The 25,301-nt window shown below is 37.3% G+C and carries 24 protein-coding genes, 1 other RNA gene and 2 pseudogenes; 16 read left to right on the forward strand and 11 right to left on the reverse strand.

The window, feature by feature from the left end; all coding sequences use genetic code 11:
- Positions 1–2 precede the first annotated feature (2 nt).
- Together rpsU and tsaB are read right to left on the reverse strand one after the other, a co-directional pair.
- A complete protein-coding gene (gene rpsU, locus R3E91_02175; GenBank protein ID MEZ5315007.1) occupies positions 3–179 on the reverse strand; it encodes a 30S ribosomal protein S21 in 177 nt (58 codons plus the stop codon).
- A gap of 115 nt (positions 180–294) precedes the next feature.
- Complete coding sequence (gene tsaB, locus R3E91_02180; GenBank protein ID MEZ5315008.1) at positions 295–858, reverse strand: tRNA (adenosine(37)-N6)-threonylcarbamoyltransferase complex dimerization subunit type 1 TsaB; 564 nt, start codon at positions 856–858, stop codon at positions 295–297.
- Between the two features lie 153 nt (positions 859–1,011).
- Between tsaB and lon the strand changes: the two genes are divergently transcribed.
- From lon to folE, 8 genes are all read left to right on the forward strand, one after another.
- Positions 1,012–3,456, forward strand: a complete 2,445-nt coding sequence (lon, locus tag R3E91_02185) for an endopeptidase La (protein ID MEZ5315009.1) — start codon at positions 1,012–1,014, stop codon at positions 3,454–3,456.
- Positions 3,453–3,962 (forward strand): adenylyltransferase/cytidyltransferase family protein, encoded by a 510-nt coding sequence (locus R3E91_02190; protein MEZ5315010.1) that lies wholly within the window; start codon positions 3,453–3,455, stop codon positions 3,960–3,962. Before lon ends, R3E91_02190 begins: the two co-directional genes overlap by 4 nt.
- Entirely contained in the window at positions 3,953–5,104 is a 1,152-nt protein-coding gene (locus tag R3E91_02195) for a rhomboid family intramembrane serine protease (protein MEZ5315011.1), read from the forward strand. The genes R3E91_02190 and R3E91_02195 overlap by 10 nt, the downstream gene beginning before the upstream one ends.
- Positions 5,105–5,255: 151 nt before the next feature.
- Positions 5,256–5,630 carry a hypothetical protein gene (locus tag R3E91_02200; GenBank protein MEZ5315012.1) on the forward strand — a complete coding sequence of 125 codons (375 nt, stop codon included), beginning with the start codon at positions 5,256–5,258 and terminating at the stop codon, positions 5,628–5,630.
- Positions 5,631–5,674: 44 nt separating this feature from the next.
- Positions 5,675–6,601 carry a ribonuclease Z gene (locus R3E91_02205; GenBank protein ID MEZ5315013.1) on the forward strand — a complete coding sequence of 309 codons (927 nt, stop codon included), beginning with the start codon at positions 5,675–5,677 and terminating at the stop codon, positions 6,599–6,601.
- A gap of 54 nt (positions 6,602–6,655) precedes the next feature.
- Entirely contained in the window at positions 6,656–7,630 is a 975-nt protein-coding gene (locus R3E91_02210; GenBank protein MEZ5315014.1) for a tyrosine recombinase XerC, read from the forward strand.
- 43 nt (positions 7,631–7,673) lie between these two features.
- The gene (locus R3E91_02215) at positions 7,674–9,251 is read left to right on the forward strand and encodes an ABC-F family ATP-binding cassette domain-containing protein (protein MEZ5315015.1); all 1,578 of its coding nucleotides are present in this window, start codon (positions 7,674–7,676) and stop codon (positions 9,249–9,251) included.
- Positions 9,252–9,253: 2 nt separating this feature from the next.
- Positions 9,254–9,835 carry a GTP cyclohydrolase I FolE gene (gene folE, locus R3E91_02220; protein ID MEZ5315016.1) on the forward strand — a complete coding sequence of 194 codons (582 nt, stop codon included), beginning with the start codon at positions 9,254–9,256 and terminating at the stop codon, positions 9,833–9,835.
- A 38-nt stretch (positions 9,836–9,873) separates the two neighbouring features.
- On the opposite strand, the gene rnpB is transcribed toward folE, so the two are convergent.
- Positions 9,874–10,235: RNase P RNA component class A (rnpB, locus tag R3E91_02225), an RNA gene on the reverse strand.
- Positions 10,236–10,262: 27 nt separating this feature from the next.
- Positions 10,263–11,033: a zinc ribbon domain-containing protein gene (locus R3E91_02230; GenBank protein MEZ5315017.1), complete on the reverse strand. Its 771-nt coding sequence runs from the start codon at positions 11,031–11,033 to the stop codon at positions 10,263–10,265.
- Between the two features lie 125 nt (positions 11,034–11,158).
- On the opposite strand from R3E91_02230, the gene R3E91_02235 reads away from it, so the two are divergent.
- The 6 genes and pseudogenes from R3E91_02235 (at position 11,159) to R3E91_02260 (ending at position 16,255) form a co-directional block, all read left to right on the forward strand.
- Positions 11,159–11,443, forward strand: a complete 285-nt coding sequence (locus R3E91_02235; GenBank protein ID MEZ5315018.1) for a hypothetical protein — start codon at positions 11,159–11,161, stop codon at positions 11,441–11,443.
- Between the two features lie 34 nt (positions 11,444–11,477).
- Positions 11,478–12,942 (forward strand): annotated as a pseudogene (locus tag R3E91_02240) (glycine hydroxymethyltransferase).
- Positions 12,943–13,098: 156 nt separating this feature from the next.
- Positions 13,099–13,686: an ATP-dependent Clp protease proteolytic subunit gene (locus R3E91_02245; GenBank protein MEZ5315019.1), complete on the forward strand. Its 588-nt coding sequence runs from the start codon at positions 13,099–13,101 to the stop codon at positions 13,684–13,686.
- A complete protein-coding gene (gene dapF, locus R3E91_02250) occupies positions 13,683–14,459 on the forward strand; it encodes a diaminopimelate epimerase (GenBank protein ID MEZ5315020.1) in 777 nt (258 codons plus the stop codon). The genes R3E91_02245 and dapF overlap by 4 nt, the downstream gene beginning before the upstream one ends.
- Positions 14,456–15,331 (forward strand): annotated as a pseudogene (locus R3E91_02255) (UPF0158 family protein). The gene dapF and the pseudogene R3E91_02255 overlap by 4 nt, the downstream one beginning before the upstream one ends.
- A 387-nt stretch (positions 15,332–15,718) precedes the next feature.
- Positions 15,719–16,255 (forward strand): hypothetical protein, encoded by a 537-nt coding sequence (locus tag R3E91_02260; protein MEZ5315021.1) that lies wholly within the window; start codon positions 15,719–15,721, stop codon positions 16,253–16,255.
- Here R3E91_02260 and R3E91_02265 read toward each other — a convergent pair.
- Positions 16,221–17,180 (reverse strand): KpsF/GutQ family sugar-phosphate isomerase, encoded by a 960-nt coding sequence (locus R3E91_02265; GenBank protein MEZ5315022.1) that lies wholly within the window; start codon positions 17,178–17,180, stop codon positions 16,221–16,223. The two genes, R3E91_02260 and R3E91_02265, sit on opposite strands and share 35 nt — an antisense overlap.
- Positions 17,181–17,246: 66 nt before the next feature.
- On the opposite strand from R3E91_02265, the gene R3E91_02270 reads away from it, so the two are divergent.
- Positions 17,247–18,677, forward strand: coding sequence for an NADP-dependent isocitrate dehydrogenase (locus tag R3E91_02270; protein MEZ5315023.1), 1,431 nt, complete (start codon positions 17,247–17,249; stop codon positions 18,675–18,677).
- Positions 18,678–18,787: 110 nt separating this feature from the next.
- Here R3E91_02270 and R3E91_02275 read toward each other — a convergent pair whose 3' ends face one another.
- Genes R3E91_02275 through R3E91_02290 form a run of 4 tightly spaced genes read right to left on the reverse strand, consistent with a single transcriptional unit; the run spans position 18,788 to position 22,873 of the window.
- Positions 18,788–19,957 carry a dihydrolipoamide acetyltransferase family protein gene (locus R3E91_02275; GenBank protein ID MEZ5315024.1) on the reverse strand — a complete coding sequence of 390 codons (1,170 nt, stop codon included), beginning with the start codon at positions 19,955–19,957 and terminating at the stop codon, positions 18,788–18,790.
- Complete coding sequence (locus R3E91_02280; protein ID MEZ5315025.1) at positions 19,954–21,210, reverse strand: dicarboxylate/amino acid:cation symporter; 1,257 nt, start codon at positions 21,208–21,210, stop codon at positions 19,954–19,956. Before R3E91_02280 ends, R3E91_02275 begins: the two co-directional genes overlap by 4 nt.
- Positions 21,210–22,265 (reverse strand): tetraacyldisaccharide 4'-kinase, encoded by a 1,056-nt coding sequence (gene lpxK, locus R3E91_02285; protein ID MEZ5315026.1) that lies wholly within the window; start codon positions 22,263–22,265, stop codon positions 21,210–21,212. The genes R3E91_02280 and lpxK overlap by 1 nt, the downstream gene beginning before the upstream one ends.
- Positions 22,262–22,873 carry an SIS domain-containing protein gene (locus tag R3E91_02290; GenBank protein MEZ5315027.1) on the reverse strand — a complete coding sequence of 204 codons (612 nt, stop codon included), beginning with the start codon at positions 22,871–22,873 and terminating at the stop codon, positions 22,262–22,264. Before R3E91_02290 ends, lpxK begins: the two co-directional genes overlap by 4 nt.
- 139 nt (positions 22,874–23,012) lie before the next feature.
- Between R3E91_02290 and R3E91_02295 the strand changes: the two genes are divergently transcribed.
- Entirely contained in the window at positions 23,013–23,594 is a 582-nt protein-coding gene (locus R3E91_02295) for a thioredoxin family protein (protein ID MEZ5315028.1), read from the forward strand.
- Positions 23,595–23,655: 61 nt separating this feature from the next.
- On the opposite strand, the gene R3E91_02300 is transcribed toward R3E91_02295, so the two are convergent.
- The gene (locus tag R3E91_02300; protein MEZ5315029.1) at positions 23,656–24,444 is read right to left on the reverse strand and encodes an RNA methyltransferase; all 789 of its coding nucleotides are present in this window, start codon (positions 24,442–24,444) and stop codon (positions 23,656–23,658) included.
- Positions 24,445–24,509: 65 nt separating this feature from the next.
- Positions 24,510–25,301: a class I SAM-dependent methyltransferase gene (locus R3E91_02305; protein ID MEZ5315030.1), complete on the reverse strand. Its 792-nt coding sequence runs from the start codon at positions 25,299–25,301 to the stop codon at positions 24,510–24,512.

Consider the following 25,301-nt stretch of genomic DNA (forward strand, 5'->3'; position numbering starts at 1 on the left):
GTTCATCGGTTACGGTATTTAGCAGCTGCTTTGGATTTTGCACGTTTTTTCACTGAGGGTTTGTCATAAAAACGATGCGCCTTAGCTGCTTTCATGACGCCTTCTTTATCAATCTTTTTTTTCAACGCTCTAAGAGCCTTGTCTATGGTTTCTCCTATACGAACTTTTACAAATGGCATACTTCTTATCCCTATACAAATAAAGTTTTCTTCGCAATGAGGAGAATTTTATCAAGAGACTAATTACCTTGCAAGCCTCTGCATTTTTTAAAATCTCTTTAGAATAGAAATTCAACTAAACAGTCTCTCGCAAATATAGCATTTGCAAATCTTTTTTTTTTACAAAAACTGGATGAGTGATAAGAGAAATAGGATCGGGATTTCTTTCAATTTGATTTGGAAAGGAGAAACGTTGAAGGTTTGGACCCACAATCACTCTATTTCCCTTTAAGACATGAGGAAAATCATTTTGAGACACAAGGCGTGGTGCCTCTCCTGGAATCAGGATAAATGCACCTCCAATTTTTGCATCAATAAACGCTACCTCGTCCTTCTGATTCGTAAAGCCATATAGAGAACATAATCCAGTAAGAGGTAATTGTTTAGGGAAAGCAATCCCTTTCGCTGCTGCCACACCAACTCGTATACCTGTAAATGAACCTGGCCCAACTACAACCGCCACTTCTTCTAAATCACTCGGTGTTAAGTTAAGTTTTTGAAATCCAGATTGGATTGCGGGAAAGAGAAAAGAAGAGCTCTGAAAACCAAAAGGCAGAGCTAAATTCAAAAGAATATTAACCCCTTCAGCAAAAGCAACAAAAGATCTTTCGTGGCTAGTGTCTATAATGAGTTTCTTCATAAACTATTAGGGATTTTTCTAATCTTTTAATCTTATTAACAAAATAATATAGTATGGTAATCTAAAAATTAGATTAAAGAAAAAAACCTCCCTTGCTTTCATAGGAGGCCATTTGATAGACTTTTTGGGTTGATTTTTAGCGAGGTTGGACAATTGGAAAAAAAGCAACAATTACCTATTGAAGCTGAATTAGAAGAAGCGATTGAAGATTCCTTAGAAGAACAACAGAGACCTAAAAGACATTTTCCTGAGGAATTATATATTTTGCCGATCAATAGGCGTCCATTTTTTCCTGGAATGGCGGCTCCTATCCTTATTGAACCCAATCCTTATTATGAAGTTCTTAAAAACATCGCAAAATCTGATCAGAAATATATTGCTCTCGTTCTTACGAAAAAAGAAAATGCAGATATCTATAAGGTCGGTTTTTCTGGGCTTTATCGCATTGGTGTCTTAGCTCGCATTCTGCGTATCATTCCTATGGAAGGAGGAGGCGGAGCCCAAGTGGTCCTGAATATGGAAGAGCGTCTTGAAATTACAAAATTAGTGAAAGGGAAACACTTAAGAGCAAAAATCCTCTACCATCCCGATTCGAAAGAGATCACCGATGAGCTCAAAGCCTATTCGATTAATATCGTCTCAGTCATTAAAGAACTTTTAAAACTCAATCCTCTTTTTAAAGAAGAACTACAGATTTTTCTTGCCCATTCAGATTTTACTGAACCAGGAAAACTCGCTGATTTTGCTGTTGCACTAACAACAGCTACTCGCGAAGAACTGCAACAAATTCTTGAATCTTTCGATATGTCTACCCGTATTGACAAAGCACTTGCTTTATTAAAAAAAGAACTCGATTTAAGCCGATTGCAAAGTAGTATTAACCAAAAAATTGAAGCCACAATTACCAAAAGTCAAAAAGATTATTTCCTTCGTGAACAGCTAAAAACAATCAAACGTGAATTAGGCATAGAGCGTGAAGAAAAATCTATTGATAGTGAGAAATTTGAAGCACGACTGAAAAAAAGAGATGTTTCAGTTCCAGCGATGGAAACTATTCAAGAAGAACTTGATAAACTGCAAACACTTGATTCTGCTTCAGCTGAATATACTGTTTGCCGTAATTATTTAGATTGGTTGACAATTATGCCATGGGGCATTAACAGCAAAGAACGAGATGATCTAAAAAAAGCTGAAGGAGTCTTGCATAGAGACCATTACGGACTCGACGAAATTAAACAACGAATTTTAGAATTAATTGGGGTAGGAAAACTCACGGGTAGTTTAAAAGGAAGCATTATTTGTCTCGTAGGACCACCTGGATGTGGGAAAACCAGTATTGGAAAAAGTATTGCGCGTGCATTAAATCGAAAATTTTTTCGTTTTTCAGTAGGAGGCATGCGCGATGAAGCAGAAATTAAAGGACATCGTCGTACCTATGTAGGAGCTATGCCAGGAAAACTAGTTCAAGCGCTTAAAAAATGCCAAACTATGAATCCTGTGATCATGATTGACGAAGTAGATAAAATGGGGGTCAGTTATCATGGTGATCCATCAGCTGCTCTTCTTGAAGTGTTGGATCCTGAACAAAATCGCGATTTTTTAGATCATTACCTTGATGTTCATGTAGATTTATCCAATGTCCTTTTTATTGTGACTGCAAATGTTCTGGATACGATTTCTGAACCACTCCTGGATCGAATGGAAGTCTTGCGTCTTTCTGGTTATATCATGGAAGAGAAAATACAAATTGCTCAAAAATACCTTATTCCTAGAAATCGTAAGCAAATGGGATTAAATGCAAAAGATATCATCTTCACACCCGACACACTGCGTACGATTATTAATGGTTATGCACGCGAAGCAGGAGTACGCAGTCTAGAAAATTATATTAAAAAAATTTTACGCAAAGTCGCTCTTGAAATTATCCGAGAGATAGAAAAAGGGAAACGCAAAAAACCATTCAAACGAGTCATAAAAAAAAGTAATCTGGCTGAATATTTAGGTAAACCCATTTTCTTAAGCGACCGTTTTTATGAGCGTACTCCTGTAGGGGTAGCAACTGGACTTGCATGGACATCTCACGGAGGAGCCACTCTTTATATTGAAGCAATTAAAACTGCTTCAGATGAGACTGACATGAATCTAACAGGACAAGCAGGTGAGGTGATGCGTGAATCCTCCCAGATTGCGTGGAGTTATCTTCATAGTGCGATTCATAAATATGCTCCCGGATATACTTTTTTTGAAAAATCTCAGGTTCACATCCATATTCCTGAAGGAGCAACTCCCAAAGATGGTCCTTCAGCTGGGGCAACCATGGTAACAGCTCTTCTCTCTCTTCTCATCGACACACCAGTATTGGATAATCTTGGAATGACTGGAGAAATTACTTTAACAGGTCGTATTTTAGGTGTGGGAGGGATTCGAGAAAAGTTGATTGCAGCCCGTCGTTCTGGATTAAATATTTTAATTTTTCCCAAGGATAACACACGTGACTATGATGAACTTCCTGATTATCTAAAAAAAGGACTTCGAGTCGAATTTGTTGACCACTATGATGACATCTATCATATGGCATTTCCTGAGGTTGAGAAATGATCGCTTGGAAAGAATATAGCCAAAAAAAAGTGATCCATCCTGAAAATCTTGATCGGCATATTTCAACGATACGCAACTGTAATCAAACGATTGCTTCTATTAATGGATCTTTCGATCTACTTCATGCAGGCCACTTGCATATTCTGTTTGAGGGCTCAAAAAAAGCAGATATTTTCATCGTAGCTGTAAATAGTGATGAGTCTGTCGGCAAATACAAAGATCCTGACCGTCCCATTATTTCTCTTAACTATAGGATAGAAATGTTGACGGCACTCACCTTTGTAGATTATGTGACTTGGTTTCATGAAGCTGATTCTCGAGCTATTCTTGAAATCATACGCCCGAATATTCATATCAACGGTGAAGAATATGGTGAAGAATGTATTGAAGCAGGTGTTGTCAAGCAGTATGGAGGAATTCTCCATCTTGTGCCTCGTATTCCCGGGTTAGCAACTTCTCAAATCATTCAAAAAATCAGAGAGTTACAAGCAGATACATGCGTCTAATTTGTACGATTAAATCTAATGAGACCCATGAAGATCCTTTTGTATTTTCACACTATTTGATCAGTCAAGGTATCGATAATGAATGCCAAAAAATTTCTGATACTACCTACTGTATTTGGGTCTACGAAGAAGATCAAATCGAAAAAGCCCAGGCTCTTTATCAAGCTTATCACACTCAGCCTGATGATCCTCGTTACAAAATGATCGTTACAGATCAAAAAAAGAAAAGACATAGTGAAACAAAGCTTAATGTCTCTTCTCCTAGGCGACACTTACTCTCACCCGCCCCCTATGGGCGTGTATCTATTTTGATTTTGCTAACTATTATTCTCCTCTTTGTTTGGACTCAAATTGAAAAAGGCACCCCAATCTCTCCAAAAATTCCAGGTATTATCCAAGCTCCTATCCTTGCTCCAATTGAGCAACAACTCGTCTACGATTATCCTCCTTATTTTTTAGAAAGAGATCGGCTACTTTCTCTCTATTCTCCTGAGGAGATCGCAAACAAGCAAGTCCCCTCGATTGAAGCACGTCAAATAATTCAAAAACTACGTCATTCAACAGCATGGATGGGAATTTATGAGCGCATTGTGACGCATATTCTTCATCCAAAAGAGAAATTATCTTCTGCAGTTGCAATGTTTGTAAAAATTTCTCAAGGAGAAATTTGGCGGATTATTTCGCCCATTTTTCTTCATTTTGATCTTCTCCATATTTTCTTCAATGCTCTTTGGTTTATTTTACTGGGTAACCAAATTGAACAACGTTTGGGTGGATGGCGATATCTTCTCTTTATTGCCTTGACAGGAGGTCTATCTAATACCAGTCAATACTTAATGAGTGGTCCTTTCTTTATGGGACTTTCAGGAGTCATCTGTGGGATGGCTGCATTTATTTGGGCAAGACAAACAGTAGCACCATGGGAAGGATATCTTCTTCATCGATTTACTCTGATTTTTCTAGCCATTTTTGTCTTGGCCATGTTTTTTCTTCAAATCACCTTCTTTTTTGTAGAAATTCTTGGAAAATTTGAATTTTCAATCGGCATCGCAAATACAGCTCATCTCACAGGAGCTCTCACTGGTTACTTGCTTGGACGTCTCTCCCTTTTTTCACATAGTAGAAATAAACGACCTAAGTAAGCTACTCATCTGAAAAAGAATCAAGAAAAGATTGAACACAACTGTTTAATCTTAAACTAGATTTAAATAGGCTGGTCAGGGTATAAATTTTATTAAAAACATAAGAATCATTCTTAAAAATGCAGATAATAAACTATTTTAAATGAGCTCTTTGACATCTCCGCTTTCCCCTTCAACTAGACCTACAATGGAGAGTACAAATGCTGTTAATAGCGCTCTCGATAGAACAAAGAAATATGAATTAGGAAAAGCCATTACAATGGCTGTCATTCCCTTACTCTTTCTACTGTCATTATTATTCTTAGCAGTCAGTCAAGGAGGGTATATGCATCCTATTTCAGGGTTGATTCCTTTTCCTTTTATGTTGATTCCTTATCTAGGGTTTAAAATTCTCAATTATCGCATCAATAAAATTCTTCAAAAGAGTGATATCACTCCAGAAGATTATCAAGCATATCTTGAAGACAAGCGAAAGGCAAGCGAAGTAAAACCTCCATTAAATCCCAAAGTGCATGAAAAGAACTAAACAATTTTTGTATTCTATAAAACGAATCAAGTATTCTTAACTGTATGAGTGTAAGAGATCTTATCATTCTAGGTTCATCAAGCCAACAACCCACTCGAAAGAGAAACCATGTTGCTTCTCTTTTTCGTTGGAATGGAGAAGGGTTGCTTTTTGATCCCGGAGAAGGAACCCAACGCCAGTTTATTTTTGCTAACATCACCCCTACATGTGTCACTCGAATCTTTGTCAGCCATTTTCACGGAGACCACTGTTTAGGACTTGGTTCGATGTTAATGCGTTTGAATCTTGATAAAGTATCACACCCTATCCATTGCTATTATCCTGCTTCTGGGAAAAAATACTTTGATCGCTTGCGATATGGAACTATTTATCATGAAATCATTCGTGTAATTGAGCATCCTGTTTCTGAAGAAGGTTTGGTTGAAGATGACGGAGTCTTTCGTATTGAAGCTGTTTTTCTGGATCATGGTATAGAAAATATTGGTTGGCGAATTACTGAAGCAAATCAAAGGAAATTTATACGAGAAAAACTGAAATTATTTTCTATCGAAGGCCCTCTCGTTAAAGAATTGGAAAAAAAACAGATTCTCAACATTCACGGAAATAGAGTAAGCATTGATGATGTAAGCTATATTCGTAAAGGAGAGAGTATTGCTGTGGTTAGTGATACCCGTCCTTGTTCCGGTGCAATCGACATTTCACGAGAAGCTCTTCTTCTTCTTTGTGAGAGCACCTATCTTGAAATACATCGTCACCTTGCTGAAAAATACTATCATCTCACAGCAAAACAGGCAGCGATGATCGCCAAAGAGGCCAAAGTCAAACAACTCATCTTAACCCATTTTTCCGCTCGCTATCTCAATAGCCAATGGTTTGAAAAGGAGGCAAAGGAGATCTTTTCTAATGTCACGGCAGCTGAAGATATGGATGTCTTTTCGCTCTCTCGCAATGATCATGGATTGACAAAATGACCTGCTTTTATCAACCTACATTACAATCTATCGAACAAAGAACTCGGGGAATCGATGATTGAAATAGCCTACCGTTTTTTACATTATTTACGAACTATGAAAAATGCTTCCGAACACACCGTTCGCAATTATGCAATTGACTTGAATTCTTTAAAAAATTTTCTTGAAAGAGATCTTCTTCCTGAAAAACGTTCTCAAAAGATTGATTTTAATCGTAATGAATATGAAAGAAATGCCCAAAATGAGCCTCTTTTATCTATAGAAAAAATTGATCGAAATACCTTGCGCTACTTTTTAGCCAGTTTAAATGAGAAGAAAATAGGGAGAGCAACTCTTGTACGTCGCCTTTCTTCTTTACGGACTTTTTTTAAATTTTGTGTCCAACAAAAGTATCTTACGATCAGTCCGGCTGAGCATCTTGAAAGCCCTAAAATGCAAAAACGCCTCCCTTTTTCTCTCTCTTATAGTCAAATTCAACACCTTTTTGAACAACCCGATATAAACTCTTATTTAGGATTTCGTGACCGCTCTATTATGGAACTCTTTTACAGCTCAGGTTTGCGTGTCAGTGAACTGGTATCACTTAACCATCATCAATTTGATCCTGTATCACTTCTTCTTCGAATCAAAGGAAAAGGGAAGAAAGAAAGGATTATGCCTATCACAAAAAATGCAGCTGATTGGATAGTGTCATACCTTGAACATCCAGAACGTCATAAAAATATAGATGGTCATCTTGCTCAAATTGACTCTGAAGCGATTTTTCTTAATCGTTTTGGAACGCGTCTCAGTAGCCGCTCTGTAGAGAGGAATTTTGATAAATATTTAAAAACTAGTGGATTAGAAAAAAAAATTACTCCCCATACTATTCGCCACACTATTGCAACACATTGGCTAGAAAATGGCATGGATTTAAAAACGATTCAACTCCTCCTTGGTCATGCATCTCTTGCAACTACAACAATTTATACTCATGTTTCGCCTAAACTTAAAAAAGAAGTCTACGATAAGACTCATCCTCGTGCTTAAGGCTTACTTGTTTCCTATCCTTTGATTTGGTACTCTTTTTGCTATGAGCATTCATCTCGATAATATTTCAAAGAGTTTTGGACATCGGGTCCTTTTTAATCATGTCTCTGTCACTTTTCAACCAGGCAATCGTTATGGGTTAACAGGACCAAATGGTGCGGGCAAATCTACACTTCTTCAAATTATTATGGGTGAAATTGAGCCTACAGATGGTGTGGTTAATCTTCCTGAAAAAGTAGGCATATTAAAACAAAATATTGAAGATTTTCGAAATACGATGGTTCTTGATGTTGTGATTATGGGTAATCTTCGTCTGTGGCAAGCTATGAAAGAGCGCGATCAACTTTACGAAGAAGAAATCACAGATGCCATTGGAATGCGATTGGGTGAATTAGAGGAGATTATTGCGGATGAAGAGGGCTATATGGCTGAACCAAATGGTGAAGAGCTCCTAACAGGGATTGGAGTTCCTCCTGAACTGCATCGGTTAATGATGCATGCGATTCCGAGTGATATGCAGTTTCGTGCTCTTCTATGTCAAGCTCTTTTTGGAAATCCACAAGCTTTGCTACTCGATGAACCCACCAATCATCTTGACCTTGATTCTATTGGTTGGTTGGAAAATTTTTTTCATCACTATACAGGAACTCTAATTGTAATTAGCCACGATCGACATTTTCTTAATGCAGTCACGACACATATTGCAGATATTGATTACGAAACGCTCATTGTCTATCCAGGTAACTACGATCAAATGTTACTTACTAAAACTTCAATAAGGGAGAAAAGTGAATTTGAAAATCGCTCAAAAGAAAAAAAAGTTGCAAAATTAAGGGAATTTGTAGCCCGTTTCTCAGCAGGAACTCGTGCTTCGCAAGTACAATCACGATTACGTGAAATTGAACGATTACAACCTCAAGAGCTAAAAAAATCGAATATCCAGCGTCCTTATATCCGTTTTATTCCTTCAGAAAAGCTTCCTGGAAAAATCATTTGTAAAATTGAAAAAATTGCTAAAAGTTATGATGATCTACAGGTAATCAAAAATTTCTCTCTTGAAATCCATCAAGGTGACAAAATTGGAGTCATTGGAAACAATGGAAGGGGAAAGACCACATTAATTAAAATGATTGCAGAGATCTTAAAACCTGATCAAGGAAAGATTGAATTTGGCCATCAAGTACTCAAAAGCTATTTTCCTCAAAACCACTCAGATCTAGTTTCTCACGACAGCCACCATACTGCCTTCGAATGGCTCAGTGAAAAAAAACATGGACTGTACAATCAAGATATTCGTGGAGCACTCGGTAAAATGTTATTTAGTGGGGATGAGGCTTTTAAAAAAGTTGCGACTCTTTCTGGTGGAGAGAGGGCTCGCCTAATCCTCGCAGGGATGATGCTCGAAGAACACAATTTTATTATTTTAGATGAACCTAATAGCCATCTTGATTTAGAAGCCGTCTCTGCTCTTAGTTGGGGACTGGCAGAATATAAAGGAACAGCGATTGTAGTGAGTCATGATAGAGAACTCATTAGCCATTTTGCGACTAAAATTATTGCATTTGAAGCAAATGAGATTTGTTACTTCGATGGCAACTTAGATCAATATCTAGCGAGATAATTGTGAATTCCAAAGAAAAAAAAAATCTAATTGCGTTCCATATTAGAAAAATCATCGACATTCTGGGATTGGATACCAACGATCCTTCGATAGATCAGACACCCAACCGTGTTGCAAAAATGTATGTGGACGAAGTGTTTAGCGGATTAGATCCAGCCAACTACCCTAAAATGTCCTTTCATCAAGGACAGAGCAACAGTAAAATGGTTTTAATAAAAAATATTTCCTTAATTAGCTTTTGTGAACATCACCTAGTGCCGATGATTGGGATAGGACATATTTCATATCTTCCTAAAATGGGAGTGCTTGGTCTTTCCAGTCTCCATCGAATCGTTCGTTTTTATGCAAAACAACCACAGTTACAAGAAAGGCTTACTTTACAAATTAGTCAAAAACTCCAAGAAGAATTACAAACAGAGGATGTAGCTGTTGTCATTCAAATGAAACACCTATGTGTCCTAGCTAGAGGGATTGAAGATCATATGAGCGAAGTCGAAACCCATATCCTGCAAGGCTGTTTTGAGTCTAATCCTGCAATTCGAGATACATTTTTGCTAAGCATTAAGCAAGAGTCTAAAATCTAAAAGTGATGCAATACTTTTTTCTTTTCTAAAAACTAAAAAACTTGGGAGAGTATGTAAGCCGGATTCTGTCTTCTTTATGAGATAAAGAATAGCAATCATTCTTCTAGGAACTTTGTCACCAAAGCCCTCAAGCGACTGATAAAAAGGACTTTTGCGCGGAGAACGCATCCTTTTATGTCTTGCTTTGGATAGGGTTTACATCATCTTGAGTTACCTCAAGCATGCTCGACTCTACAAATCGAGATTTTCAGCCTTCCCAAATACATTGGCGGTATGTTTTCTGTTGCACTTTCCGTAGCTTCACAGCCCCCAGTCTTTCACTGGTATCCTCTCCTAAAAAGTCCGGACTTTCCTCTCCTCTTACTTAATGAATAAGAGCAGCGATTGCCTTCCTCTCCCAAGTAAACATAATAAAAAAAAACTATTCTTATGTATTCGCCACTGTTCTACGTCGACGACGACGTGATGATGTGAGCTCTTCTGTTTCTGTTTCACCTTCCTGCCAATAAAGAATTCTCGAACAATGCTCGCAAAAAACAATTCTCTCTCCTTTTCTGACAAGATTTTCGTGTTGAGGAGTCAATAGAATATGACAGCCACTACATGTACGATTCTCGATTGGGACAATCACTCGATCCCATTTATTTTTTAAAAGACGTTCATAGATCTCAAAAAGTTCAGAAGGAATAGTTTTTTTCATAGCTCTACTCTTCTCTAAAATCGCACGTCCTTCTTGGTTAATTTTATCAATACCCTCATGAATTTCTTTCTCGATCATCTTACTATTATCTTGAGTTGTTTGAAGATTTTCCATCAGAGCAATCAAAAGATCCTCCTCAACAGCTAGTTTGTCCATTAAGTCACTTAATCGATATTCAATTGCACTTTTCTCCCGCCCAGCAGATGTCATCTCCTGAGTAAGAGCATTAAATTCATCCATTTTTTTCACTGCAGCTTGTTGAGATTCTAATTTAGTGACCCTACTTTGTATTTCTTTAATTTGGGTTTCTCCCATACGGATGTCTTTCTTAAGATTGGTAATCTCTACTTCTTTATTATTGACTTGTTTCTGAATATCACTCTTTAGTTCATGAATTTTATTCAACTCTTTTTGTCTTTCTTTTTTGACACGCATGAGGCGAATCATATTAATGTCAAGTTCTTGAATATTAAGAATAGTCTGAAATGACTCGTCCATTATGAATTCCTGAAATTAAGAAGTTAAGGCAGGATTTTAGTGATTATTCACAAAAATATCAATAAAAAAAACACGATACATTTGATAAATTTAAATTTAATATTTATATCTACAATCAGGATATAATGGAAAGAAAGCAAACTATAACCCGAGTATTCATTCAATTTGGACAAGATGTCTCTAAAGAACTCTATTTGAGGGGGGAAGGTATTCCTGATTTGAGTTGGGAAAAAGGAATCAAAATCAAACATATCAGTCCTCATGAATGGGTTTTTGAGACAAATACAATTTTCTCCTCAGGTTTATTCAAAGTGCTGATCAATGATGAAATCTATGAGCTTGGTGAGAATCATCCTATCTATCCAGGGGCTTCTATTCGTATTAATCCTAAATTCCCTAAAACGCATTGACTTTTTGCTCTTTGGGATGAATAATTTTAAAACAATGAAAAATCTTCTCGAAAGGTATTTAAAACAAACAAAAGATAGACAATCTGATGTGATTGCTTATCTAGCTGCTCTCGATCATCTCCAGACAGTCTCACCTACGATAACTGAGGCGATTCTCAAAGAATTACAAGATCAAAGGAGTCATCTTAAGTTAATTGCTTCAGAAAATTATTCTTCTCTTTCAGTTCAACTTGCTATGGGTAATCTTCTGACTGATAAATACTGTGAAGGATATCCCTATCATCGTTTCTATGCGGGTTGTGAAAATATAGACACTATTGAAATGGAGTCGATTGAACTAGCTAAACAACTATTTGAAGCAGACCATGCTTATGTCCAACCCCATTCAGGAGCTGATGCAAACCTCGTCGCTTTTTGGGCAATTCTTACTGAGCGTATTCAACATCCATTTTTACAAAAAATGGAAACAAAAAATTTAGAAGCTCTCTCAGCTGATGAATTCGAAAAATTACGTACTCTGCTCTGTAATCAATCTTTTCTAGACTTTCTATTCTGGGGTCATCTAACACATGGGATTTCGGCAAAATATCTCAGCAAAATGATGCGCGCCTATCTCTATGAAGTTGGTCCTCTTAACAGGGTACCCTCAATTATGATCGGATTGAAAACGGCAGGCAAAAAAGAGGTCAAACCTTTGATTCACTGCTGGATATTCAGCCTATCCCTGCCATATTAATTTTGCAAAGTCGCGTGAAAATTGCCGATGAGGTAGGGGCGACTTTCAGCGGCAGACATGTCTCATTTTGCTGGGTTGGTTGCAGGTAAGGCATTTCAAGATGAGGCCAATCCAGTAAAATATGCACATATCTTAACCTCTACTACTCATAAAACCCCTTCGAGGACCCGTGGTGGATTGATTATGTGAAAAATCCTGAAGCGGATAGTGTAAATAAAGGATGTCCACATGTGCTTGGAGGTCCTCTTCCTCATGTAATTGCAGCGAAAGCGATTGCTTTTCAAGAAGCTCATTCAATTGATTTTTAAAATTACGCTCAATGTCATTAAAAATGCACGTTTCCTACATGATTTAATGGAAGATGGACTGTTGTCACTGATGGAACAGACAACCATATTGTTTTGATTGACCTATCTAATCTGGAATCACTGGAAGAATTGCAGAAGACTCTCTAAGGCAAGCGGGTCTCATAGTGAATCGAAATATGATTCCCTTTGATCTAAATGGAGCTTGGTATACTTCTGGTATTCGCCTTGGAACACCAGCACTAACGACATTAGGCATGCGTGAAAAAGAAATGAAACAAATTGCTTTCATGATCTCCAAAGTTTTGCATCAGACTAAACCAAAGATTGTAAAAAATACAGGATTACCAAGTAAATCTAAAGGAGTACTTCCCTCAAAAGTGATGAAGGAAGTATGCGAATCAGGACAATCATTACTTAAGCAATATCCACTATACCCAGAAATAATTATTAACTAGCTTTTCTATTAATTGAAAATAAATGATTTTTGAGAGATTTTTATTACCATCTGCATTATCTTTTGCATCACATACTTGATGGGTAGTACAAAAAAATCAGCAAGATAAAAACAATTTTTAGATAGCTCATAAGAGATTCTAGTTTAGGAGATATCAATGGTTAAAGAAGAAAAAGAAGAATTCAATTCACTCAATGATAAAATTGATCATGTCATTTTACAATCACGTCGTATTTTCTTTTCGGAACAGGTGGATAATAATAGTGCAAGGGATGCTATTCGTAAGCTCTGGTATCTAGAATTAACAAATCCCGGGCAACCAATTACTTTTATAATTAATAGTCCAGGTGGATCGATTGATGCGGGTTTTGCTATTTGGGATCAAGTGAAAATGCTCACTTCTCCAATCATTACACTAGTCACTGGATTAGCTGCGTCCATGGGATCTATCTTAAGTTTATGTGGGAGACCCGGAAAACGTTATGCGACTCCAAATGCACGTATCATGATTCATCAACCTTCAATCTCTGGTCCAATTACAGGACAAGCAACTGATTTAAGCATTCATGCTGAAACGATTATGAAAATGAAAAATCATTTAATAAACCTCTATGTAGAGCATACAGGAAAAACAAAAAAAGAGATTGAAGAAGCTTTAAATCGTGATAAATGGCTCTCTGCTAGTGAAGCCTTAGAATTTGGTCTCATTAGTAAAATTGTCTCCTCTTTTACAGAGGTAAAATGAAATATACTCTTTATTCAGGAGCAGGAAATACCTTTGTCCTACTTGATCATCCAGTCTCTTCCCATGAGGCTATTTTGCTCTGCCAAGCTTGCAATGTCGATGGAGCCATTTTTGGTGAAGAAAGATTTCGAATGAGAATCTTTAATCGAGATGGAAGCGAAGCTGAAATGTGCGGAAATGGATTAAGATGTTTCATCAAATTCCTAAGTGAAAAAAATATCTATCAAAAAAGTTATACAATTAACACAAAAGGGGGAATCTATAAAGGATGGTTGAGGGGAAACCTGGTCTCTGTTCAATTTCCTTTTCCTCAAAATATGATCTGGGATTTAAAAATTGCTTCTCACACAATTCATTGTCTTAATACTGGTGTTCCTCATGTTGTGATATTTATGGATTCCATTGATAGAGTGAATATCCAAGAAATTGTCTCCTTGATTTGTTCTCAACCTATTTTTTGTGAAGGAGTCAATGTCAACCTAGTAGAACCAAAAACTCTGCGTATCCGTACATACGAAAGAGGCATAGATGGAGAAACTTTAGCCTGTGGGACAGGTGCAGTCGCTGCAGCTCTTGCTGCTGCAAAACTCTTTTCTCTTACCTCTCCTCTAAAAATCAAAGTACAATCAGGAGAAATTTTAAAAGTCTCTTTCACAAATGATTGGCGTCAGATTATTCTAGAAGGCTCTGCGATAAAATTTGGTTCTGGTACCTTTAGTTTAAAACCAAGGTTCACGTTAAAACAAAAATCCCCTATACTTCTTTTAAGATGAATAAACTTCCCCAAGCTCAATATCCTTTAATTCTTCGTGGACTGCGTCTCATGGATGCTTTTGCAAAATCTAATGATGAACGTGACTTCTATCTTGATCGTATAGAAGGATTTATTCTTTTTGCCGATCTAGATAAAGATGATGATAAGCTCAAAAAATTTGAAGAAGAACTTGAAATCCATTCTGAGCGTTATTGCCTCATTCCCAAACTAACTTTCTATGAAACAAAAAAAATTATGGAAGGTTTTGTTAATGAGAAAATTTATGATATCGATACGAAGGAAAAATTATTTGATATCATTAGTGGGAAAGATGCACGTGAACAGTTTTTAGAATTTATTTATGACCATGATACTGAACTAGAGAAATGGCAACAATTCTATCAAGAACGCTCACGAGTTCGTATCATTGAATGGCTACGCAATAATAATTTTACTTTTGTTTTCGAAGAAGATCTTGATCTTCCTGTTCATACTATTGAGCAATTAAAAATGCATTTGTTTGATCATAAAGTTCCGAAAGAGGCTCAGCAAGGACGTCAATTTCTCATAAAAAAGGCTGAAACCTACTATTCTAGTGAAGCGCTTAATCCGCGTCCAAAAAGAGGACGTCCACCTAAACAGGTCGCAAAAATTGAAATTGAAACTCAGATTACTAATGATATTTTCACTCAAGTCCCCCAAGCCCTAAGTGCATTTCTCTATCTTCCAAACATTCCTTCAGCGACTTCTATTACTTTTTCTGAAAAATTTGACTCTGAAGCTGAATTCCTTGCTCATCTCAGAGGGAATAGCAGGACTGATGCTGAAAATCAACTAGAAGCCCTGTCAGAAAAATTTGCTTCTCTACGCAAGCTTTCAAACCAACTCGGCCTAAAAGGAGAACTTGTGATCCCCTCATTCGGAGACGATGAGAAAGAGAAGCCAAGTAGAGAGAAAAAACCAAAATCTAAAGTAGGAAATCCAATTCTCTTAAAAAAACAGGGACGAAAACGCAAGCCTTAAAACGATGAGAGATTTCTCAATAAATAGATCTTCTAAAAAAATTAGAGGCGATTTTTTAAGGAAAAATCTACAGTTGTCTTAAACTTGATCGTGATTTCATTGAATTTGTATACGATATAATCGTTCAACTAATAATTTTTTCAATATTCACCATTGAAAAAGTAAAAGATGGCTTAGCTTTGGTGAAAAAAAGCAGATAAAATATCTATCTTGTTTGTTGAATGGTGGAATATTTTATTGCTAACCTGTGGAGACATGAAAGATCACAAAACACTCATCATCCGCACTGTGATTAAACCTGATCTCATGGCTACAACTCTACGAACAAGAGGATGGCTTGTTGCTCTTGGAGCTCTTGCAATTCTATTTGGAGGAACGATACTACCTCTATCTGTTTTAAAAGTCTGGGGAATTCCCATTTTTTTTGGTAGCTTAACTCTTATCGGATTTGGATGGCTTCCTTATCGTCAATTGCAATATCTCACAACTAAACCTAATGAAATTCATGATGATGGCAACAATTTTTTTTTCATAAAAAAAGGGAAACCTTTCTTAAAAATTCCGAAAAAAAGTATCGCAAGAATTGAATACATGAAAAAAAAACACTTATACGGACTAGGAATCTGGTTAAAAAATCCAGTGGCTGAAAAAATCCAAGTTTTCGAGACGCACTCTCATTTCAACAAATTTTTAAAAGAATCAGCTGCTGTATTTCCAGAATGTGATATTTTTCTTCCTTATTTCACCCAATCTGGAATTAAACACCTGCTTGGATTAAATCATGCATCTTGATGACACCGATCACCTCTTTCTTTTCAACAACAGGAAGGACCATAATAGGATGATTCTGATCGTGTTCCATAAGTTGCATTGCATCCCAAGCAAGAGCATCTGCATCGATTGATCTTGGCGTATTCGTCATTAGATCCCCAATTTTTTCCTGCAAGACTTTCTCTCCTTTAGCTTGAAGAGCACGCCTTAAATCTCCATCAGTAAAAATCCCTTTCAGTTCTTTTTGCTCATCAATCACGATTAGACAACCACAACGCTTTTCTGAAAAATCAATCAAAACCTCCTGCAATGCATCTTCAGCATAACATAAAGGGGTATTCTCTTTATTGATCATCATTTGACGTACTTTAATTGAAGCACGTCTCCCAATCTGTCCTCCTGGATGATTAGCAGCATATTGATCTATCGTAAACCCTTTCATTTCCATTAAAGCCACTGCTAAGACATCTCCAAACAAAAGCTGCACTTCAGTAGAAATGGTGGGAGCAAGATCAAAAGGACACAGTTCGTTTGAACATGGAAGAATCACAGAGAGATGTACTCCTTTTTGAAGACGACTATGAGGATTAGAGGTCACTGCAGCTAAACGTGCACCACGATTACGTACAAAAGGGAGGAGTTGCAATAATTCATGAGTTTCACCGCTCTTACTAAGGATAATGACTAAATCGTGTTTTGAAACCATACCTAAATCGCCATGAATCGCATCTATAGGTGACAAAAAAGTGGCTTGAGTCCCTGTCGACATCATTGTTGCTGCTATTTTTTGTGCGATAAAGCCACTTTTTCCAATGCCAGTGAAAAATACCAGTCCCTTACAAAGAAAAATCTCCTGTAATAGCTTTTCACAAGAAGCAATCTCTACTTCAGAAAAAAATGTTTCAATATACTGTTGTTGCTGAGAAAAAAGTTTCTTTAACATCATACTCTCTTAATTCTATCTCTAAACTCTCTTGAAGTCATGGAAAAAATCATCTAGAATGATGAGAATATGAGTAAAAAACATCGTATCACAGTAGCAGAGGGGGATGGAATTGGCCCTGAAATCATGGAGGCAACACTTAATATCCTTGAAGCCTCCGGAGCAGAAATTGAGATTGAAAAAATCTCAGTCGGAGAAAAAGTCTATCTTGGTGGTCATTCTCTTGGGATAGAGGAGAGTGCTTGGGAGACATTAATCCGTAATCGTGTCTTTCTCAAGGCACCAATCACAACTCCTCAGGGAGGAGGTTATCGCAGTCTCAATGTGGCAATCCGTACGACGCTAGGACTCTATGCAAATATCCGCCCATGTGTCTCCTATCACCCATTGATTGAAACAAAACACCCTAAAATGAATGTGGTGATTATTAGAGAAAATGAAGAAGACCTTTATGTAGGAATTGAATATCGCCAAACTCCAGACATGTATCAAGCGTTGAAATTAATTAGTCAACCTGGGAGCGAAAGGATTATTCGCTATGCTTTCGAATATGCTCGGCTTTACAAACGTAAAAAAGTCACTGCATTCACAAAAGATAATATTTTAAAGATGAGTGATGGGCTTTTTCATCGTCTTTTTGATGAAATTGCTCAAGAATACCCTGATATTGAGCATGAACACTGGATTATCGATATTGGAAGTGCAAAACTTGCAGATACTCCTGAAAATTTTGATGTCATTGTGATGGCTAATCTCTATGGAGATATTGTATCCGATATAGCTGCTCAAATTACCCGTTCAGTTGGACTAGTAGGTACAGCTAACATTGGGGAAAAGGGGGCCATGTTTGAAGCAATTCATGGTTCTGCTCCACGTCTTGCTGGTCAAAATAGTGCGAATCCAACAGGGTTAATTCTTGCCTCTGTCTTGATGCTTGTTCATATTCACCAACCAAAAATTGCAGCAAACATCCATAATGCCTGGTTAAAAACCATTGAAGAAGGTCTCCATACAAGAGACATTTGCAAAAAAGGAACTCCTATTGGCACGAAAGAATTTGCAAAAGCGGTTATGAAACGACTGGGGAAAAAGCCAGATACCATGCAAGCAATTGAATATTTATCGGTAAAAGACCAAACATTTACCCATCCTCAAAAAACTGCATCTTTAAGAATAGAACGCAAGCTAATTGGGGTAGATATATATCTCTATTTTGACGGCTCTATTGAGAGCCTGCTCAAGAGAATTAAAAAGGTAGAGGCTCCTTCTATGAGACTTTTAGCTATCACTAACCGAGGGGTACAGATCTGGCCTGCAAAAAAAATGGGAGTTTTCTGTGTTGATCACTGGCGTTGTCGTTTTGAAAGCCACAACAATACGGCAATCGAAATTCAATCCATCTCCTCTCTTCTTAACTCTTTTGCTCATGAAAAGCTAGAAACCATCAAAACTGAAAATCTCTATATGTTTAATGGTCTCCGAGCTTATTCGGCAATCTAATCAGAAAATAGAGACAAACTTCTTATTGATAAAATGGAATTTCAGTTTGACTTTTTAAATTTCTCAGAAAAAAATTTCTCTCCCTCTAAGATTAATTTCAAAAAAGTATTTCATAAACTTTTTAAGGAATGATGCGATTCAAGGTAATTTTTAAAAGCGTCGAGAAATTGGCATCCATATATCCCATCAATTAAACGATGATCAAAGGTAAGAGTGATATAGATCATTTGGCGTATAGTCATTTGATTTTCACGAACAACAACACGTTTTTGAATCGTACCAGCCCCAATAATTGCCACTTCGGGATAACGGATAATTGGGATCCCCATCAAGGCACCAGTCATCCCAAAATTTGTCATTGTAATTGTTCCATCAGAGATAGCCTCAGGAGAGAGTTGATTTTTTCTTGCTAAAGATGCAAGCTCAGCAACAGCAGATGCAAAGCTGACGAGATTGCGTGTCTGACAATTTTTGATCACAGGTACAATTAAACCTTTATCTACGTTAACCGCAATCCCTATATTGATTAACCGTTTCATAATAATCGTCTCACCTTCTAAAGAGGCATTTAACATAGGAAACTGTTCAAGAGCTTTAGTCATTGCTTGGATTAAGAAACTGGTAATGGTAAGTTTGAAACCATGAGTCTGCTTAAATTCTTCTTTTTTTTCTTGGATTAGGTGAATGATATCAGTGACATCAGCTTCAGAGACAAGAGAAGCATGAGGGGCTTGGTAAAAGGAACGCACCATATTGTCAGCAATCATTTTCCTCATCCCACTCAGAGGAATTTTTTCTTCTTCTGTTTTTTCAATAGAGGAACTCTCTTTTGAATCTATGTAGTTTTCGATATCTTTTTTGGTAATGCGACCATCTTGCCCAGTTCCATAAATTGTATGAAGTGTTTCAAGTGAGATCCCTTTTATCTGTGCAAGACGTAAAACAGCCGGAGTCAAAAGATTTTCCTTCTCTTGTCCTATCCCATCAGAGTCTATCTGAGAAATGGTTTCAGATTTAAGAGATGTTAAAGTCTCAATCCCTAACTCAATTTTAACAATTGGAGTTTCTATAGGAATTTCTTGATCCACTTTCACAAGAATTTCTTTGATCACACCAGATACAGGAGAAGGAATTTCTGAATTCACCTTGTCTGTTGAGACTTCGAGTAGGGGTTCATCTTCTTGAATAAAATCTCCCTCCTTTTTAAAAATTTCAATCACTGTAGCAGCAAGAATACTTTCACCTAGTTTGGGAAGAGTAACTTCAATAATCTTTTTCATGTTTGACTCTCCTGAGTAACAGTCGGTTTATGATCATAACTAATATAAACACCACTATTATATTTGGCTTCATCCAATTCTCCTTCTGATTGAGCCACAAAAACAGCCACAACCGAATCCCCTAAAATATTGACTACTGTGCCAATAATATCACGTAACCTATCTATACCAGCTACAATTGCAATTCCTTCAATAGGTAAACCAACTGAGCCAAGAACGATGGACAGAGTCACAATCCCTCCTCCAGGAATCCCTGCACAACCCACAGCTGATAAGGTAGCTGTTATCACCATCACTAGAAGACTCTCCCACCCTAATTCGATGCCATAAGCTTGAGAAATAAACACCGCAGCAATTCCTTGAAAAATTGCTGTCCCATTCATATTTACAGTAGAACCTAATGGAAGAACAAAACTTGCAATATTTTTTGAAACCCCCAAATTTTCTTCCACACAATGAAGAGTAGCTGGTAGAGTGGCTGAGCTACTGGTTGTTGATGCGGCTAGAGTAATTGCATCTGTCATTCCCTTAAAAAAAGGAACCACTCGCACCTTGGCAAAAAATATTAAAATCCCTCCAAAAACAATAATCAAATGGAGAATACATACAAAATAATGCGCTAAAACAAGTTTCAGCAGAGGAACAAGAATCGCCATCCCAAACGTTCCTGCTACCCAAGCCATAGTTGCAAAAATCCCATAAGGAGCCAGGGTCATGACTATCCCAGTAATTGTAAACATAACTTCACTAAGCGATTCAAGAACCAGAGCAATAGGTTTACCTTTTTCTCCAGCAAAATTGATCCCTAGACCTAAAAAGATTGAAAATACAATCACTTGAAGAATATTGCCATTTGCAAGAGAACCCACTGGATTTGATGGGACCAAATTCATAAAAATGCTAATCAATTCAGGAGTTTCATCTATTGTTAAATCGATCGTTTCTTGATTAAGGCCGATCCCCTTGCCAGGATTCAGAAGTTTTGCAGCAATCAGACCAAAAGCAATGGCTATCGCCGTTGTCAATAAATAGGTGAGAAGAGTTTTTAAACCTACTCGCCCAAGCTTACGGACATCATTGATTGAAGTGACCCCCACTGTCATAGAAGAGAAGACGAGAAGCACAACTAACATATTCAAGAGGCCAAGAAACACCATTCCAAATGGTTTGAGATAGGCAGCTTTTGGACCCAAAAAAATCCCTGTTAAAGTCCCTAAAAATAAACCAATTAACATTTTTTTCCATAGCTTCATTATATCATTCCTACAAGTGTTGTAATCTGTTTTTTCATCTTATTCCAGGCTTCTTGATTCTTTGTAATGACGAATTCTGCTTTCGCCCAACAAATTGGCAGTGGACTAGAAGCAGCAGACAAGGGAAGTTTCACACGATCTTTCTCTGTACATACAAGATATTCTGCCCCTTTTGCTTTGCAAAAAATGGCGAATTGTTTCAGTTCTTTTTCATTCATCCCATAGTGATCAGGAAGATAAAAAGATTTTACAATTTTTCCTCCCAGTGTCTGAATATTTTCAGCAAAACGTATCGGATTGCCAATGCCACAAAAAATCCCTATTCTTTTCCCCTGTAAGGAGGTAATTAATGTCTCATTTAACATGCGTATTTCTCTTATAACTATCTCTACTTCTATCCAAGGAGCTTTTGTAAGACTGCGTACTCGCTTTTGTGTATCTAGAGATGGAGTCCCTACAAATACAATAAGATCAGCTTCTTTTAAACGTTTCGGATGCTCTCGCAGTCTTCCTCTAGGCAAAAAATGTCCACCTCCCCAAGGATCTTTTCCATTTAAAACAACAATCTCAATCTCTCTATGTAAGGCACGATGCTGCATCCCATCATCCATCAATACTAGGCGTGCTCCTAGTCTTTTTGCTTCTAAAGCTCCTTTATAACGATCACGATGAACAATGACAGGAATATCCGGAAGACGAGAAGCAAGAAGGCAAGGCTCATCTCCATAATCTGAAACTAATGTCCCTGGCCTCACTAAAGTCGGTTTGATTCCCTTCTCATGTTTTCCTCTATACCCCCTTGAAAGAATAGCTACATCATTAAGTTCTTTTGCTAATAGAATCACTAACTGAGTTTTTCCTACACCTCCAACCACTACATTGCCAATACTCACAACAGGAAGGGGAGCATATTTTTGCAGCCACCATTTATGATCATATAACCAGTGAAACAGAGAGATTCCCCATCCATAAAACCAACTTAAGGGATAGGTCAAAAATCTTAAATGTTCCTTATAAATCATATCCGTAATCCAAAATGCAAGCCATCTTCTCATACGCTCATGACTGTCCCAATGAGTTCTTTTTGAGTCTCAGAAAATAAAATCTCTTCCATCATCTCAATGATGATATGAATAGCCGCCATGTGGGCTTCTTGAATCCGGTCTGATGTCACAAGATCACAGATCAATATCTCTAAATCTGCAATTCCTCTTAACTTACCTCCTCCTTTGCCTAAAAAAGCTATTGTTTTAAGATTTTGTTTTTTAGCTGTTTGAAATGCATTAACAAGGTTTTGTGAATTTCCACTTGTAGTGAGTCCAATAAACAGATCATCTGCTTCTCCATAAGCCTCAATTGCACGTCCGAAAATATATTCAAAACCCAGATCGTTTCCAACACAGGTTAAATACCCGGGGTCACTGATTGCAATCGCTGGAAGCGGATGTCTCTTTTTTCGAAAAAACCCTGTTAATTCTTCAGCAAAATGAGAAGCATCGCATAAACTTCCTCCATTGCCTGCAATTAAAACTTTTTTCTTGTCCTGAAAAACATGAGCTAATAACTCAGCACTTTTTTGAATAAAATCAAGATTTTGTGGATCTGAAAGTTGACTGATGGCGTTGATCCCCTCTCCTATGGATTTTAAAATTTTTTTTTTCATTTAATTGAGACATGGATTAAAAAATATTAAGAAAAAATATAATCGAAAAAGATTTAAAAAGCAATTTCCTCAAAAAACACATTGATTAAAAACTTTTTAAATTCCATAATTTTTTCTTCTTAAAACTTAAGGAGTTCTTATGCCCTTTACTCTTCCTCTTAACAGTAAAGCTCCTGATTTTCTTCTTCCTGCGACAGATGGAAAGACTTACCGACTATCTGATTTTTCTAGTGCTAAGGTGTTAGTAATTTTTTTCACATGCAACCATTGTCCCTATGTCTTAGGCTCAGATGAAATCACACGCCAAACAGCGAATCAATTTCGTGAAAAAGGAGTCCTTTTTGTAGCCATCAATTCTAATAGTCAGAATACTTACGAAGAGGATTCTTTTGAGCATATGGTGGAACGAATGAAAATCCATCGGTTTCCCTGGTTTTACTTACACGATGCCTCTCAAAAAACTGCATCTGCTTATGGGGCATTACGTACTCCTCACTTCTACGTCTTTGATGCTCATAGAAGTCTTATCTATTGTGGACGTGGAGTCGATCATCCACGTAATATCTCTCTTGTCAAAGAAAACAACTTAAAACAAGCCCTTGAAGATCATCTTTCTGGTCAAAAAATTTCTACTCCTCTTACAAATCCGATAGGATGCAATATTAAATGGGAAGGCCAAGATCCTCATTGGATGCCATTAGAGGCTTGCGATCTTGTTTAATTCTTCTAGAGTATCTTTTGTAAAAACAATTTCGCCTTATTATAAATCGCACTGAATGGATTCAAGATGATCTTGTGCTTCTTTGACGAATCACTTCATATAAAAGAAGGGTCGTTGCCATAGCAACATTGAGAGAATCGGCAACTCCTAGCATAGGAATTTTTACTTGTAAATCTGCCTCTTCTATCCATTGTCTGCTTAATCCATACTGCTCAGTTCCAACAGCAATCGCTACTCCATTTCGCAGATCGACCTTAGTATACTCAATTTCTGCTGATGGGGTTGCAGCGATGATTTTTACTTTCTGCTCTTTTAGCCAACATATTGCTTCTTTCCCTGACACTTCAACTACAGGTAGGGTAAAAAGAGTTCCAACACTCGCTCGTACAACATTGGGATTATAAATATCGGTAGAGCGATCACAAACAATCACAGCATCGACAGCTGTTGCATCACTAGAACGTAAGATAGTTCCGAGGTTTCCAGGTTTTTCAATCGATTCTGCCACAATATATAAAGGATTTTTAGAAGGAAGAATCTCATGCAAATTTGTATGAAATTGTTTCGCAATCGCTAAAAGCCCATCGGGACGATCGCGATAGGAGATCGAAGAAAAAACTTCTTTATTGCAGCGATAACTCGTCCCACGAATTTGACCGATTAATTGAGATTCATTAGCCCCAAGAAAAAATTCAGGACAATAAAAAAGAGATTCAATTTCTACTGCATGGGCGCGAGAAATTTCACGATATCCTTCAATAAGAAAACGCTGAGATTCTTCTCTTTCACTTCTTTTCCAAAGTTTTTTAATTTCCTTAATTTTTGGATTTTTTCTACTTGTAATTAACATAAGACTATCTATAAATATTTTATAATTTATTCATAAAAAATTCATCATAATTGTGAATTAGTCATCTATGGTTGCCATCTCGCATAAGCACCAGCAGGAAGATCAAAAGGTCCTTTTAAAATGAGCTCTCCCGCTTCAATTGTCCCATCAAAAGCATCTTGAAGAATTTGTTTGAGCACAATTGGGGTAAAACCAGGAGTATGGCAACTAAGAATAACAAAAGAAGGATGATCAGAGAGGATTTCACGACATTGGGCAAGCATAGAAGGGAGATCTCTTTCTATTTTAAACACTTCTTTTGACTTGCCTCTTCCAAAAGAAGGAGGATCTAATAAGATTCCATCGTAAGACTCTTTACGACGAATTGCACGTGCTAAATACTTTCGAGCATCCTCAACAATCCAACGAATAGAAGAGATTCCATTCATCGAGGCATTTTCAGCTGCCCATTTAACCATATTTTTTGCCGCGTCTACATGAGTGACTTTTGAGCCTGCTTGTGCAGCTGCAAGTGAAGCCCCTCCTGAATAAGCAAATAGGTTAAGAAAATGCCCACTAGGTTGTAATAAATTCCAAAGGATTGCATGCTCGGGAAAGATACCGAGATGACCAAACTCTGTGAGTTTGATGTAGAATTGCAGATTCTGAATAGACATTCTCCATCTTTCTGGAATAGGAGAAAAAATTTCCCATCGAGGCTCTTGATCTCGGCAAAAACGTCCATGAGCATCTTTCCATATCTTCTTTGCAAGGCGGGGACGCCAAATCGCTTGGGGACAAGGCCGAATTAATAAGATCTCCCCAAATTGTTCTAATTTTTCCCCTCCACCACTATCGAGCAATTGGTACTGATCCAT

The sequence above is a fragment of the Chlamydiales bacterium genome (genome assembly GCA_041395025.1).
Taxonomy (GTDB): domain Bacteria; phylum Chlamydiota; class Chlamydiia; order Chlamydiales; family JAAKFR01; genus JAJACP01.

Excerpts from the sequence above, each read along its gene's own strand:
- R3E91_02270 (MEZ5315023.1), top strand. The coding sequence starts at position 17,247 with ATGAGTAAAAAACATCGTATCACAGTAGCAGAGGGGGATGGAATTGGC.
- R3E91_02195 (MEZ5315011.1), top strand. The coding sequence starts at position 3,953 with ATGCGTCTAATTTGTACGATTAAATCTAATGAGACCCATGAAGATCCT.
- R3E91_02300 (MEZ5315029.1), bottom strand. The coding sequence starts at position 24,444 with ATGTTAATTACAAGTAGAAAAAATCCAAAAATTAAGGAAATTAAAAAA.
- R3E91_02275 (MEZ5315024.1), bottom strand. The coding sequence starts at position 19,957 with ATGAAAAAGATTATTGAAGTTACTCTTCCCAAACTAGGTGAAAGTATT.
- R3E91_02215 (MEZ5315015.1), top strand. The coding sequence starts at position 7,674 with ATGAGCATTCATCTCGATAATATTTCAAAGAGTTTTGGACATCGGGTC.
- R3E91_02295 (MEZ5315028.1), top strand. The coding sequence starts at position 23,013 with ATGCCCTTTACTCTTCCTCTTAACAGTAAAGCTCCTGATTTTCTTCTT.
- R3E91_02230 (MEZ5315017.1), bottom strand. The coding sequence starts at position 11,033 with ATGGACGAGTCATTTCAGACTATTCTTAATATTCAAGAACTTGACATT.
- dapF (MEZ5315020.1), top strand. The coding sequence starts at position 13,683 with ATGAAATATACTCTTTATTCAGGAGCAGGAAATACCTTTGTCCTACTT.
- R3E91_02280 (MEZ5315025.1), bottom strand. The coding sequence starts at position 21,210 with ATGAAGCTATGGAAAAAAATGTTAATTGGTTTATTTTTAGGGACTTTA.
- R3E91_02265 (MEZ5315022.1), bottom strand. The coding sequence starts at position 17,180 with ATGATGTTAAAGAAACTTTTTTCTCAGCAACAACAGTATATTGAAACA.
- R3E91_02305 (MEZ5315030.1), bottom strand. The coding sequence starts at position 25,301 with ATGGATCAGTACCAATTGCTCGATAGTGGTGGAGGGGAAAAATTAGAA.
- tsaB (MEZ5315008.1), bottom strand. The coding sequence starts at position 858 with ATGAAGAAACTCATTATAGACACTAGCCACGAAAGATCTTTTGTTGCT.
- R3E91_02290 (MEZ5315027.1), bottom strand. The coding sequence starts at position 22,873 with ATGAAAAAAAAAATTTTAAAATCCATAGGAGAGGGGATCAACGCCATC.
- R3E91_02210 (MEZ5315014.1), top strand. The coding sequence starts at position 6,656 with ATGATTGAAATAGCCTACCGTTTTTTACATTATTTACGAACTATGAAA.
- R3E91_02190 (MEZ5315010.1), top strand. The coding sequence starts at position 3,453 with ATGATCGCTTGGAAAGAATATAGCCAAAAAAAAGTGATCCATCCTGAA.
- R3E91_02205 (MEZ5315013.1), top strand. The coding sequence starts at position 5,675 with ATGAGTGTAAGAGATCTTATCATTCTAGGTTCATCAAGCCAACAACCC.
- R3E91_02245 (MEZ5315019.1), top strand. The coding sequence starts at position 13,099 with ATGGTTAAAGAAGAAAAAGAAGAATTCAATTCACTCAATGATAAAATT.
- lpxK (MEZ5315026.1), bottom strand. The coding sequence starts at position 22,265 with ATGAGAAGATGGCTTGCATTTTGGATTACGGATATGATTTATAAGGAA.
- R3E91_02260 (MEZ5315021.1), top strand. The coding sequence starts at position 15,719 with ATGAAAGATCACAAAACACTCATCATCCGCACTGTGATTAAACCTGAT.
- rpsU (MEZ5315007.1), bottom strand. The coding sequence starts at position 179 with ATGCCATTTGTAAAAGTTCGTATAGGAGAAACCATAGACAAGGCTCTT.
- R3E91_02235 (MEZ5315018.1), top strand. The coding sequence starts at position 11,159 with ATGGAAAGAAAGCAAACTATAACCCGAGTATTCATTCAATTTGGACAA.